Genomic DNA, 12,869 nt, shown 5'->3' on the forward strand with positions numbered 1-12,869 from the left:
AGCGGTGAAAGTTACGCGTTGGCCTTGATGGCTGCGGCGAGGACTTCGAGGCCGTCGATGAGCAGCTCGTCGCTGATGACCAGCGGCGGGAGCAGACGGATCACGTTGCCGTAGGTGCCACAGGTCAGGATGATGACGCCTTCCTTGAGGCAAGCGGCGGCAACGGCCTTGGTGAGCTCGGCGTTCGGCTCCTTGGAACCGGGCTGGACCAGTTCGATGGCCAGCATGGCTCCGCGGCCGCGGATGTCGCCAACCACGGAAACTTCTTCAGCCAGTTCGCGGAGCTTGCCCAGGGCGAGCTCTTCGATGTGGCGGGCACGGCCGTTGAGGTCGTGCTGCTCCATGGTGTCGATCGCTGCGAGTGCTGCTGCGCAAGCAACCGGGTTGCCACCGTAGGTACCGCCGAGGCCGCCCGGGTGAACGGCGTCGAGCAGGTCTGCGCGGCCGGTGATCGCGGACAGCGGGAGGCCGCCGGCGATGCCCTTTGCCATGGTGATGATGTCCGGGACAACACCCTCGTGGTCAACAGCGAACCATTCACCGGTGCGGCAGAAACCGGACTGGACCTCGTCGGCGATGAAGACGATGCCCTTTTCCTTGGCCCATGCGGACAGTGCCGGCAGGAAGCCTTCGGCAGGAACGATGAAACCACCCTCACCCTGGATGGGTTCGATGATGATCGCGGCAACCTGGTCGCCACCGATCTGCTTCTCGATCATGGTGATGGCGCGCTTGGCGGCCTCGGCACCGGTGATTTCCGGGTTTTCTTCACGGAACGGGTAGCTCATGGGCATGCGGTAGACCTCGGGCGCGAACGGGCCGAAGTTGGTCTTGTACGGCATGGCCTTGGCGGTCAGTGCCATGGTCAGGTTGGTGCGGCCGTGGTACGCGTGGTCGAAAGCAACCACTGCGTCGCGGCCGGTGGCCAGGCGTGCAACCTTGACGGCGTTCTCCACGGCTTCAGCGCCGGAGTTGAACAGCACGGTGCGCTTGGCGTGGTCGCCCGGGGTGAGGCGGTTGAGCTGCTCGGCAACTGCAACGTAACCCTCGTACGGGGTGACCATGAAGCAGGTGTGCGTGAAGTGCGCGGCAGCCTCCTGGACAGCGGCGACGACGGCGGGGTCGGACGCGCCGACGCTGGTCACGGCGATGCCGGAGCCGAGGTCGATGAAGGAGTTGCCGTCGACGTCGCGGATGATGCCGCCGTCGGCGTCTTCAACGTAGACGGGGACGCCCGAGGCGACGCCGGCAGCTACGACGGCGGAGCGACGCTCAGCCAGTGCCTGCGACTTGGGGCCGGGGAAGGCGCCGTTGATGTTGCGCTTCTGCTCGATGCGGTACGAGAGTTCGTTCGCGGTGGTGGTCATGAGGTGGTTGCCTTTCTGGGAAGCCGGGTTATGCATCGAGTGCAGACATCACGTGCTTGATGCGCGTGTAGTCCTCGACGCCATACATGGAGAGGTCCTTGCCGTAGCCGGACTGCTTGAAGCCGCCGTGCGGCATTTCTGCCGTGAGGAGGATGTGGGTGTTGATCCAGACCGCACCGAAGTCCAGGTCACGGCTCATGCGCATGGCCGTGCCGTGATCGGTGGTCCAGACGCTGGACGCCAGGGCGTATTCGACGTCGTTGGCCAGCTCGAGCGCTTCTTCTTCCGTGCTGAACTTCTGCACAGTGATGACCGGGCCGAAGGTTTCCTTCTGCACGATGTCGTCGCTCTGCTTGGCGCCGGTGATGATGGTGGGCTCGAAGAAGAACCCCTTCTCGCCTGCGCGGTGGCCGCCGGTTTCGATCTTGCAGTTCGCCGGCAGGTGCTCAACCACGGAGGTCACTGCGTTGAAGTGGTTCACGTTGTTCAGCGGGCCGAAGTAGTTGTCTTCGTCGTTCTGCGAACCGGTGTGCAGGGTCTTGGTGTGCTCCACCATGGCTGCCACAACGTCGTCGTGGACGGAGTCCTCGATCAGCACGCGGGTGATGGCGGTGCAGTCCTGGCCGGCGTTGAAGAAGGCGAACTCGGCGATGGCCGCTGCGCTCTTCTTGATGTCGGCGTCCTTGAAGACGATTGCCGGTGCCTTGCCGCCAAGTTCCAGGTGGGCACGCTTGAGGCCCTTGGCTGCGCCGCTGGCCACTGCGATGCCTGCACGGACGGAGCCGGTGATGGAGACCAGGCCGGGGACCTTGTGGTCAACCATCATGGCACCGGTTTCGCCGGTACCCAGGACAACGTTGAGCACGCCGGCGGGGAAGATCTCCCCGGCGAGGCGGGCCAGCACCAGGGTGGATTCAGGGGTGGTGTCCGAGGGCTTCAGGACAACGGTGTTGCCGGCAGCCAGTGCGGGACCGATCTTCCAGATGGCCATGAGGAACGGGTAGTTCCACGGAGCAACCTGGGCTACGACGCCGATCGGTTCGCGGCGCACGTAGGAGGTGTGGCCCTCGAAGTATTCGCCTGCGGACTTGCCTTCCATGATGCGTGCGGCACCGGCGAAGAAGCGGAGCTGGTCTGCACCGGCGGCAACTTCCTCGGACGCGATCAGGGAGCGGACCTGGCCGGTGTTGCGGTGCTGGGCTTCAACCAGTTCGTCGCTGTTGGCTTCCACGGCGTCGGCGAGCTTGAGCAGCATGAGCTGACGCTGGCCGGGGGTTGCCTTCTTCCAGGTCTTGAAGGCCTGGTTCGCGGCGGTCATGGCAGCGTCCACATCGGCCTGCACCGAAATGGGAGACTTGGCAACGATTTCCCCGGTGGCGGGGTTCACGATGTCCAGGAGACCCGTACCTGCCGGCGTGACGAATTCGCCATTGATGAAGTTCTGCAAGGTTTGAACCACGGTGTGCAACCCTCTTTCGGTGTCTGGGCATGGGTTTAGCTGATCAGAGCCTATGCCAGGGAGGGGGTCCAAGGAATAGTCAGCTGCACACACAAGCCCACCCCGCTTAGTGCGCTTGCCCAGCGCCGGGTTACGCTTTAACAATGGCCCTGTCCCTCGCTTCACTCGTCGCTGTCCCCTCCCTGAAACTCCGCCAATCCGGCCTTGCCGAGACCACGTGGAACCAGGACATCAGCTGGGTTGCCGTGACCGAGTTGGAAGACCCTCAGCGGTTCCTGAGCGGCGGGGAGCTGGTCCTCACTACCGGCCTTCGCCTTAAGAGCGCAGCTGACCAGCGGCGCTTCGTCCGCCAGGTCCAACGGGCGGGGGCCGTGGGCATCGGCTTCGGCATAGGCCTCACCCATGAATCCGTTCCGGAGGCCCTGATCGCCGAGGCCAACCGCTGGGGACTGCCCTTGGTGGAGGTGCCCTACGAAATCCCGTTCATCGCCATCGGGAAACTGGTGGCAGAGTCCCACTCCGCAGACCACTATTCCAACCTGGAGCGCCTCCTCGCCGGCCACCAGATCCTGGCCCGCTCGCTCTTGACCGGCGGCGGCCTCAATGAACTCCTCAAGCAGCTTGGCAGCATGTTGCGCACTGACGTGGTGCTCACCCAGTTCAGCGCGCAGCTTTACAACAGCGTGCCCGGGAAGCCGGCCCCGACGGCGGATGGCTGGGCTTCGTATCCGATTCCCACCGGCCGCAGGGACGCCTGCACGCTCTGGTTGCGGCAGCCTTTCATCGACTCGGGAATCGTCAGCTACGCGCAGAACCTCATCAGCGTGGAGCTCAACAACATGGTCAAGCAGCGCCAGTCCCAGCGTGCCATGGCCGGGCAAGTGCTGGACGACGTCATCCACGGCACCCTGGAAACCATCGAGGCCGCCCGCCGCCTGGCCGGCGTGGGCATCAACAGCACCCGGAAGAACGTGGTGTTGGTTGCCGAGTCCACGGCACACCACAAACAGCTGGTCAGCATTTCCCTGCCCCAGGCGCTGGAAGGCGGCGTCAGCGCCGTCGTCGGGAAGGACCTGGTGACGGTGGTCAGCGACGACGGCAGTTCCGCCACCGCCTTGGCCAAGAGCCTCAGCGACCACCTGCAGGAGGCCGGCATCCATGCAGTGATCGGTATCGGCGGGGCCTATACCAAGCCGAACGGCCTGCGCTGGAGCTACTTTGAAGCGCGCGACGCCGCGGCGCACGGCCTGCCGGTCAACGAGCCGGAACGGCTGAGCCTGACCTCACTGCTGCTGGCCAGCGAGGACGTTCCCCTGGCAGACATGGCCAGCGAGTCGCTCACCCCGCTCCGCAAGTTCGATGCTGCCCATGGTGCAGAGCTGGTGGCCACCCTGGAGAGCTATCTGAACCACAACGGCTCTGTTGCCGCGGTGGCCGAGGCACTCACCCTCCACAGGAACACCGTTCGGTACCGCCTTGCCCAGATCACCGAGCTGACTGGCTACGACCCGTCGCAGACGCAGGACCGGGTGCAGCTGTGGCTTGCCCTGGCGGTCCAGCGGTTGGGCTCCCGAAACCCCCGCTAGGCAGCAGGCGGAGAGCTTCGCCACAAAACTGTAGACATTAGACGTCAAACGTCTAACCTTTAGATATGGCGACGACCCCTCTGACACCCACGACAGGAAACATCCCGACGATTGCTGCTACCCAGGCTTCTTCCGCTTCGGCTAACCAGGCAGTCCCGAGAACGAGGGTCGTCGCCGTCGTCGGCATTATTGCCGTGGTGCTCATCGGACTGAACCTGCGTGCCGGCATCACCAGCGCCGCTGCCCTGTTCCACGAACTGCAGCAGGTCCTGGGCTACGGGGCCCTGGTGGCATCGATCCTGCCCTCCATCCCGCTGCTGTGCTTTGCCGTTGCGGGCATGGGAACCTCCTGGTTGACCAGGCGCGTCGGTGTTGAGAAAGCCATTGCCATCGCCTTGGCTCTGTTGGCTGCAGGCCTTCTGGTCCGTGGCGTGCCGGTGACCGGCGCACTGCTGGGCGGCACCGTACTGGCCATGTCCGGCCTGGCCGTGTGCAACGTGGCCATGCCGTCGTTCATCCGCGAGCACTACGCGGACCGCACGTCCATGATGACCGGGCTCTACACCTTCACGATGTCCGGCGGTGCCACCTTTGCCGCAGCGGTCAGCGTCCCGATGGCCCAGCAGCTTGGCTCGCCGTCCATGGGGCTGGCTGCGTGGGGCCTGCTCGGGGTTGCCGCGCTTCTGGGCTTCCTGCCGGTTGTCCTGCACACGCACCGGAACAGCACCGAAACCGATCGGCCCCGCGTCTCCATGTGGCCGCTGCTCCGGACCCGCCTTGGCATCCTGATCACCGCCATCTTCACGTTCCAGGCTTTCCTGGCTTATGCGGTGATGAGCTGGTTCGCCTACATCCTGACTTCGCAGGGCCTGAGCGCTTCCGAAAGCGGGCTGCAGTTCGGCGTCATGCAGCTGGTGTCGGTGGCGGCCGGAATGATCCTCCTCGCTTTCGGCTCACGGCCGGGCATGCTCCGCCCCGCCCTGTACCTCGCCAGCAGCTCCACGCTCCTGGCCATCGCCGCCATGCTGTGGCTGCCGACGTCGATGGCCGTTGTGCCTGCTGTGCTGTTCGGTTTCGGCCTGGGTATCTTCCCGCTGGTTTTGGTGATCATCAGCCGCAGCGGAGGTTCGACGGCGGAAACCACAGCGCTCTCCACCATCGCCCAATCACTGGGATACTTGATTGCGGCAATCGGCCCGTTCGGGATGGGGCTGCTCCACAGCGCCACTGGCGGCTGGGTGTTGCCCATGAGCCTGCTGTCCATCGTGGCTGTGGCACTCATGGTCACTTGCCACCTGCTTACCAGCAAGCGCACTGCCACCAAGACCGCACCGAGGACCGCATGACCCTGACGCCTTCCCACCGCCCTGCCCTGGCCGAGGAAATTACCGCGAAGCTGCGGGACATGATCAAATCCGGCGAGTGGCCATTGCAGGAACGCATCCCGGCTGAGCCCGAGCTCATGTCCACGTTGGGAGTTTCCCGCGGCACCCTCCGCGAGGCCATCAAAGCACTGGCGCATTCAGGCATGTTGGAAGTCCGTCGCGGTGACGGCACGTATGTGCGTGCAAACAGCGAGATGTCCGGAGCAGCCCAGCGCATGTACCTGGAGCACACCCAGGAACACATTGTGGAGGTCCGGCTCGGCCTGGACACCCAGGCTGCCCGCCTGGCGACAAAACACGCCACCGCGGAAGACCTGGCCGAGATGCGCCGCCTCCTGGCCGCCCGCCACGATGCGTGGCTGGCCGAGGATTACCCCGCGTGGGCCAGCGCCGATTGGGAGTTCCACGAACGCGTCGCCTTGGCATCAGGGAATCCTCTGTTGCACCAGCTCTATGTTTCCTTTGGCGGAGTCTTCCACAACGACCTCCTCCGGCAGCAACGCAAGGGCGGCTTCAACGGCATTCCCCGCGAGGGCCACGACGAACTGGTGGACGCCCTGGAAACCCGCGATCCCGACGCCGCAGTACGCAGCGTGTACCGGAACCTCGATTACTGCTCGGACCAGAACCCGCGCTAGCTAGCTCGTTTCAATCCCTGCCCCGGCCGCGTCCCTGAACCTGGCGTCGATCAGCACCACCTCGCGTCCGGTCCGGTCCAGCAGGCTGGCGGCAACACTCGCCCGATACCCCGTGGCACAGTGCACCCAGGTCCTGGCCTCGGGCAGCTCCGTGATCCTTCCCAGCAGCTCATGGACGGGTACGTTCAGTGCACCCAGCACGTGGGAGGCCTCGAACTCTTCCGGGCGACGAACGTCCAGCACCACGTCCTCCGGCTTTCTCTCCCTGGACAAAAGGCTCCAGTCCCCGTGCGGGTAGCTCACTTGTGGAGACTCCGGTGCCAAGGCCCTCAAGTCGATTGTCCTGCCATGAGGCCCGACGGCGGCATCCGGACTTTCGATTCCGATCCTCGCCAGGTCACGAATCGCCTTCTCCACCTCATCCCGTGGCCCCAGCAACGTGAGCGGCTGCTTCCACGGGATCACCCAGCCGAGGTAGCTGGTGAAATTGTCCCCGCGGCCGTACTCGAAGCTCACGCTGCCGTGCAGGTGGTTGTCCGCGAACGCCACGCGGTTGCGCAGATCCACCACCCACTCCCCCGCTGTGAGACGCCGGTCCAGTTCCTTGGCGTCCACGGAGTCCGGCACAGCCAAGTGCGCCGGGCCAACACCGGCCGCGTTGAGCGGACTCATGTGGGCGTAATACGCGGGATAGGCGGTGATGTTCGCCAGTAGCTCAGAGACGAAATGTTCCTCATTGGGATCGGTCAGAGCGTGGTTGGCCTCCGTCTGCTCGCCGATGGTTGACGAATCCTGGTGGCTCGCGGGTCCGATGGAGCAAAACGACCCGAAGCCGTGGGTTGGGTAGAGGGCCGCGTCCGGCTTGGCGGAGTCCACCAGTCGACGGACCGAAGAATACTGTTGGTGAGCCAACGTCGCAGTGTCATGGGGCGAGACCAGATCCGTCCGCCCAACGGAACCGTAAAGCAAGCTGCCGCCGGAAAACACAGCCTCCGGGCCGCCGTCGTGCGCGTCATCCCGAACCACATATGACAGGTGCGTGTGCGTGTGGCCCGGAGTGGCCACCACTGTCACCAGGAGCCGGCCGACGCGAAGAACCTGGCCGTCGGAGACGGGGACCCGGGCAAACGAAACCTCGTCCGCACCGTTCACCAAATAGTCGGCACCATGCTTCTCCGCCAGGATCAGGCCGCCGGTGACGTAGTCGTTGTGCAGGTGGGTTTCGGCCACGTGCGTGATCCGGACGCCGGCGTCGGCTGCTGCCGCTTCCACCCGGTCGATGTCCCGTTGCGGGTCGATCACCAGCGCAACGGTTCCGTCGTGCACCAGGTAACTGCGGTCGCCCAGTTGGGGCGTTTCAATGACGACGACGTCCATACTTCAGGTTAAAGCAACGCGGGGTCACTTATGGCCCATCCCGACGACCGGAATGGGCCATAAGTGACCCCGCGTTGTTTTCAGAGAGATTAGACCTGCGCGGATACGCCGTCGCGGGAGATATCCACCATGTCTTCGCGCGGCACAACCTTGACGCGCTCGCGCTTGACCTCAACACCGTGCGAACCGCCGGCCTCGGTAGCTGCCGCGCCGAGGGCGAGTTCGTGGGCGTCCAGTGCCAGCCAGCCTTCCCAGCTGGTGAACTTCACGCCGCGGGCGTCCAGCAGATCCACGACGGCGTCTGCCGCGGGAACCTCGGCCAGCGGCAGGTTTTCGCGGTCCTCCAGCAGGTACGTGACGGTCTCCAAGGCATCACCCTTGGTGTGGCCGATGAGGCCCACAGGACCGCGCTTGATCCAGCCCGTTGCGTAGAGGCCCGGCACGTGCTGGCCATCGGCGTCCAGGACGCGGCCGCCGTCGTTGGTCACGACACCCTTCTTGTGGTCGAACTCAACGTCCGGAAGCGCCGAACCGAAGTAACCGATGGCGCGGTACACGGCCTGCACCGGGTAGTCGATGAACTCACCGGTGCCGCGGGCGTTGCCCGTACCGTCCAGCTCGGTGCGCTCGAACTTGATGCCGGCAACCTTGCCCGGCGTCTCTGCGGAGTCCACGATCTCCACCGGGCTGTGCAGGAAGTGCAGGTGCAGGCGGCGGGAAGCCTTCAGCTCGGAAAGGTCCTCCGGCTGCTCGGCGATCCAGTTGGTGAGCGTGCCGACCATGGTCTTGGTCTGGTTGTTCGACTGGATCTGGCGGTCGGACTCTTCGTCGAATTCGAAGTCCTCGGCGTACAGAATGATGTCCACATCCTTGGAGTGCGAAAGTTCGCGCAGTTCCAACGGGGTGAACTTGACCTGGGCGGGGCCGCGGCGGCCGAAGACGTGAACGTCCGTCACCGGGGAGTTCTTCAGCCCGGCGTAGACGTTGTCCGGGATCTCGGTGACCAGGAGGTCGTCGGCGTGCTTGGACAGGACACGGGCCACGTCGAGTGCCACGTTGCCGTTGCCCAAGACGGCGATTTCCTTGGCATCCAGCGGCCATTCGCGGGAAACGTCCGGGTGGCCGTCGTACCAGGAGACGAAGTCCGCGCCGCCGAAGGAACCCTCAAGCTCGATGCCCGGGATGTTCAGGTCGGCGTCCTTGATGGCGCCGGTAGCGAAGATGACGGCGTCGTAGTGCTTGCGGAGGTCCTCGATGGAGATGTCCGTGCCGTAGTCGACATTGCCGAAGAAGCGGATGTCGCCGCGGTCCAGCACTTTGTGCAGGGCGTTGACGATGCCCTTGATGCGGGGGTGGTCCGGGGCAACGCCGTAACGGATCAGGCCGTAGGGGGCCGGGTAGCGGTCGAAGAGGTCGATGCTGACGTTGAGTTCGCCGCTCTTGACGGCCTCGCTCTTGGTCAGGATGTCAGCTGCGTACACGCCGGCGGGGCCGGAGCCGATGACGGCGACGCGGAGCGGACGGTCCGCAGAACCTACGGGGGTGCTAATTGACACGGCTGTGTTCCTTCTTCTTCTCAGTTACTGCGGACGCGGGGACGATTTGGGGTAATAGTGCTGTAGTCAGCGGTCTTGAAATGCTGTGGCGCAAAGGGGCTGACCCGGACCACATCGCCGATCACGATGACCGCTGGATTGGCCACACCCACGGCTTCCGCCTGGTCCGCGATGCTTCCCAAGGTGCCGATGGTGACGCGCTGATCCGGCAAATACCCGTTCTCTACGATACCTACTGGAGTGTCCAAAGGCAGACCCGAGCCTGCCAAGGCAGCCGCGGAATCGCGCAATTGCGCCACTCCCATGAGCAACACCACAGTGTGATCCGGGCGTGCGGGGACTTCGGACAGCTCCTCGTGGCCGGTGACGACGCTGAAGCCCTTCGCCAGTCCGCGGTGCGTCACCGGGATGCCGGCCGCTGCCGGAACCGAGATCGCGGATGTCACGCCGGACACCACTTCAACCTCGACGCCGTTTTGCCGGCAAAATTCTGCTTCCTCGCCACCGCGGCCCAGGACATAGGGGTCGCCGCCCTTCAGGCGGACCACACGGTTGCCCTTCAGGGCTTCGTCCACGAGGATGCTGTTGATCTCAAGCTGCGGCACGGGATGATGGCCCGGCGTCTTGCCGACCTCGATCACGCGGACGTCCGGCGCAAGCTCTTTGAGCAGCCCTCGGGGACCAAGACGGTCGGCAACAACGACGTCGGCCTGGCCCAGCAGGCGGCGGCCACGGACGGTGATGAGTCCCGAGTCGCCCGGACCGCCCCCGACCAGAGCGACTGAACCTGCGGGAGTCTTGCCGTTGACGTCCGGCTTGCGGTGCCGGCGGAGCGGCAGGTCGCCTGTCTCAAGCGCGGTGGCGACAGCATTGCGCAGAGCCATGGCGCGGCGCGGATCTCCCCCGGCGTTGATGGCGATCTTGACGTCATCCACCACAGCCACGGCGGGGGTCCACGCCGCTGACGCTTCGTGGTCCGAAGCGTTGACGCACCAGATACGCTGCGCCTCGGCGTCGGCCGCTACTTGGGTGTCAACAGCGGAAGTGCCAGTGGCCGTCTGGACGAACCAGACGCCGTCGAGGTCTGACGTGCGATACTCGCGCGCTTCCCAGGTGAGGAGTCCTGATGCGCCCAGGCCTTGAAGTGTTTCAGTGGCAACGGGAGCGACCACGGTGACTTTCGCACCGGCGTCGAGCAGCCCCTTGGCGCGGCGCTCCGCGACGGGGCCGCCGCCCACAACCAGCACCGGGCGGCCGAGCAGCCGCAGCGCGGTGGGGTAAATGTCCTGTATTGCCATGAAAAAACTGTAGGGCGGCGCCGTAATATGCTTCAAAGGCTCGGAAACAACCGGTAACGCTGGGTAATCCAACGTCACAAAAACTCTGCAACAGGATGCGGTGATCCGGCGTCCTAAAAGACCGACCACCCGGTACGGGTAGTGAACTCGTCCAATGCGGCCACTCCCGCAACCGAGTTGCCGGACCGGCCCAGACCCGGGCTCCACACGCTGATGGCGCACTTGTTGGGAACCACGGCCACGATTCCGCCGCCAACCCCGCTCTTTCCCGGCAAGCCCACCCGGTACGCGAACTCGCCTGCGGCGTCATACGTTCCGCAGGTCAGCATCACGGCGTTGATTCTCTTGGTTTGTGCCGGCGACAACACCAGCGTCCCGTCCGCCCCCAGGCCGTTCGAGGCGAGGAACCGGGTTGCGAGGGCAAGATCTTCACAGGTCATGGCCAAGGCGCACTGCTTGGCGTAGGAATCCAGGACGTCATCCACCGGGTTCTCCAAGTTGCCGCAGCTGGCCAGGAAATGCGCCAATGAAGCATTGCGGTGCCCCTTGCCCAGTTCGGACGACGCCACCACCTGATCCGTATCGACGCCCTCATTACCGGTCTCCTGGCGCATCAAATCCCGGACAGCGTGGGCAGCGTTCCCCGTCAGGCTCAGGAGCCGGTCCGTCACCACGATCGCACCGGCATTGATGAACGGATTCCGGGGAATGCCTTCCTCGCTCTCCAGCTGAACCAGCGAGTTGAACGGATTGCCCGAGGGTTCCCGGAACACACGCTTCCAGATGCGATCGCCGTCGGAAGCCAGTACCAAAGCCAGGGCGAAGACTTTGGAGATACTTTGAATGGAGAACTCCACGTGGGCATCCCCGGCCGAGAACACCTCACCTTCCCGGGTAACCACCGAGATCCCGAACTGATCCGGATCTACAGATCCCAGCTGCGGAATGTAGTCGGCCACCTTCCCTTGGCCAACGTGCGGTTGGACTGCGCCGACGATGTCTTCGAGGAGATTCTGAATGTCCATGGGAAACCTTAAATGTCCGGGTGCGTCCCGTCGTCGTTGACGTAACGCACGAATGCTCTTGGGGTGCGCGGCAACCGCGCACAGCGAGCAACACTACCGGCCTTTGCAGGGCCGTCCAGTTCACAACCCGGATCACACCACGTGAGTGGCCTGCCACCCGAACGCCGGGGCGATGTGTTTGGCCACATTACCCAGCAGCTTGGCGTTGTAATCCACACCAAGCTGATTCGGTACAGTGAGCAGGACGGTGTCAGCCGCCTGGACCGCGGCGTCTCCAGCCAATTCATCGGCGAGCGCGTCCGGCTCGCCGATGTAGCTCTTACCGAAACGGGACAACGCGCCGTCGAGGATTCCGACTTGATCCTGGCTGTCTGCTTGGGCGCGGAGGCCGAAGTAGCGGTTGTCCTCAGCATCCACAATCGGGATGACACTGCGGCTGACCGAAACCCGGGGCTCGAAATCATGCCCTGCAGCGGCCCAGGCTTCGCGGAACATCCGGATCTGTTCTGCCTGGAGTTCATCGAAGGGCACGCCGGTGTCTTCAGTGAGGAGCGTTGAGCTCATGAGGTTCATGCCCTGCTCCGCGGCCCAGACTGCTGTTTTGCGGGTCCCTGCTCCCCACCAGATCCGCTGCGGAAGGCCCGGTGATTGAGGCTGGATGGGAAGCAAGCCTGTCGCACCTCCGGAGTAGTGCGGATCTGCTTGGGCCACGCCGTGACCGGCGATGGCTTTGCGGAACAACGCTGTGTGACGCCGGGCCATGTCACCGCCGTCTTCACCGTCGGCTGGGACGTAACCAAAATTCGCTGCGCCGTTCCGGGCAGGCTCGGGTGAACCACGGCTCACACCGAGCTGCAGCCTGCCGTCACTGATGAGGTCCGTGGCAGCGGCTTCCTCGGCCATATAGAGCGGGTTCTCGTAGCGCATGTCGATCACGCCGGTGCCCATCTCGATACGGCTTGTCCGTGCTGCGATGGCTGCCAGAAGAGGGAACGGCGATGCCTGCTGACGCGCAAAGTGGTGCACGCGGAAGAACGCGCCGTCGATGCCCGCTTCCTCCGCGGCGACGGCCAGCTCGATCGCCTGTTTCAGGGCCTCGCCGGCCGTAGGAACCAGGGAGCCTGGGACGCGGGCCCAATGGCCAAAGGACAGGAAACCGATCCGCTTGTTGTGCATGT

10 protein-coding genes are annotated in these 12,869 nt (G+C 64.5%); 3 read left to right on the forward strand and 7 right to left on the reverse strand.

The window, feature by feature from the left end; genetic code table 11:
• Nucleotides 1-11: 11 nt before the first annotated feature.
• Both gabT and IEY62_RS03245 read right to left on the reverse strand, forming a co-directional pair.
• On the reverse strand, nt 12-1,367 hold the full coding sequence (gene gabT / locus IEY62_RS03240) for a 4-aminobutyrate--2-oxoglutarate transaminase (protein ID WP_189013826.1): 1,356 nt from the start codon (nt 1,365-1,367) through the stop codon (nt 12-14).
• Between the two features lie 28 nt (nt 1,368-1,395).
• Nucleotides 1,396-2,826 (reverse strand): gamma-aminobutyraldehyde dehydrogenase, encoded by a 1,431-nt coding sequence (locus IEY62_RS03245; RefSeq protein ID WP_189013828.1) that lies wholly within the window; start codon nt 2,824-2,826, stop codon nt 1,396-1,398.
• Between the two features lie 143 nt (nt 2,827-2,969).
• Between IEY62_RS03245 and IEY62_RS03250 the strand changes: the two genes are divergently transcribed.
• From IEY62_RS03250 to IEY62_RS03260, 3 genes are all read left to right on the forward strand, one after another.
• Nucleotides 2,970-4,412, forward strand: a complete 1,443-nt coding sequence (locus IEY62_RS03250) for a PucR family transcriptional regulator (protein ID WP_189013830.1) — start codon at nt 2,970-2,972, stop codon at nt 4,410-4,412.
• Between the two features lie 65 nt (nt 4,413-4,477).
• Nucleotides 4,478-5,758, forward strand: coding sequence for an MFS transporter (locus tag IEY62_RS03255; protein WP_189013832.1), 1,281 nt, complete (start codon nt 4,478-4,480; stop codon nt 5,756-5,758).
• Nucleotides 5,755-6,435: a FadR/GntR family transcriptional regulator gene (locus IEY62_RS03260; protein ID WP_189013834.1), complete on the forward strand. Its 681-nt coding sequence runs from the start codon at nt 5,755-5,757 to the stop codon at nt 6,433-6,435. Before IEY62_RS03255 ends, IEY62_RS03260 begins: the two co-directional genes overlap by 4 nt.
• On the opposite strand, the gene IEY62_RS03265 is transcribed toward IEY62_RS03260, so the two are convergent.
• From IEY62_RS03265 to IEY62_RS03285, 5 genes are all read right to left on the reverse strand, one after another.
• On the reverse strand, nt 6,436-7,812 hold the full coding sequence (locus IEY62_RS03265; RefSeq protein ID WP_189013836.1) for an MBL fold metallo-hydrolase: 1,377 nt from the start codon (nt 7,810-7,812) through the stop codon (nt 6,436-6,438).
• A gap of 89 nt (nt 7,813-7,901) precedes the next feature.
• Nucleotides 7,902-9,368: an FAD-dependent oxidoreductase gene (locus IEY62_RS03270; RefSeq protein ID WP_189013838.1), complete on the reverse strand. Its 1,467-nt coding sequence runs from the start codon at nt 9,366-9,368 to the stop codon at nt 7,902-7,904.
• Nucleotides 9,369-9,388: 20 nt separating this feature from the next.
• Nucleotides 9,389-10,666, reverse strand: coding sequence for a uroporphyrinogen-III C-methyltransferase (gene cobA / locus IEY62_RS03275; protein WP_189013840.1), 1,278 nt, complete (start codon nt 10,664-10,666; stop codon nt 9,389-9,391).
• A gap of 113 nt (nt 10,667-10,779) precedes the next feature.
• Nucleotides 10,780-11,691 (reverse strand): glutaminase, encoded by a 912-nt coding sequence (locus IEY62_RS03280; RefSeq protein ID WP_189013842.1) that lies wholly within the window; start codon nt 11,689-11,691, stop codon nt 10,780-10,782.
• Between the two features lie 132 nt (nt 11,692-11,823).
• Nucleotides 11,824-12,867 (reverse strand): LLM class flavin-dependent oxidoreductase, encoded by a 1,044-nt coding sequence (locus IEY62_RS03285; protein WP_189013844.1) that lies wholly within the window; start codon nt 12,865-12,867, stop codon nt 11,824-11,826.
• Between the last annotated feature and the right edge of the window lie 2 nt (nt 12,868-12,869).

It is taken from the genome of Paenarthrobacter histidinolovorans (genome assembly GCF_014647595.1).
In the GTDB taxonomy this organism is placed as follows: Bacteria; Actinomycetota; Actinomycetes; order Actinomycetales; family Micrococcaceae; genus Arthrobacter; species Arthrobacter histidinolovorans.

Coding starts and splice junctions, on each gene's coding strand:
- IEY62_RS03285 (WP_189013844.1), bottom strand. CDS start 12,867: ATGCACAACAAGCGGATCGGTTTCCTGTCCTTTGGCCATTGGGCCCGC.
- IEY62_RS03280 (WP_189013842.1), bottom strand. CDS start 11,691: ATGGACATTCAGAATCTCCTCGAAGACATCGTCGGCGCAGTCCAACCG.
- cobA (WP_189013840.1), bottom strand. CDS start 10,666: ATGGCAATACAGGACATTTACCCCACCGCGCTGCGGCTGCTCGGCCGC.
- IEY62_RS03255 (WP_189013832.1), top strand. CDS start 4,478: ATGGCGACGACCCCTCTGACACCCACGACAGGAAACATCCCGACGATT.
- IEY62_RS03265 (WP_189013836.1), bottom strand. CDS start 7,812: ATGGACGTCGTCGTCATTGAAACGCCCCAACTGGGCGACCGCAGTTAC.
- IEY62_RS03250 (WP_189013830.1), top strand. CDS start 2,970: ATGGCCCTGTCCCTCGCTTCACTCGTCGCTGTCCCCTCCCTGAAACTC.
- IEY62_RS03260 (WP_189013834.1), top strand. CDS start 5,755: ATGACCCTGACGCCTTCCCACCGCCCTGCCCTGGCCGAGGAAATTACC.
- gabT (WP_189013826.1), bottom strand. CDS start 1,367: ATGACCACCACCGCGAACGAACTCTCGTACCGCATCGAGCAGAAGCGC.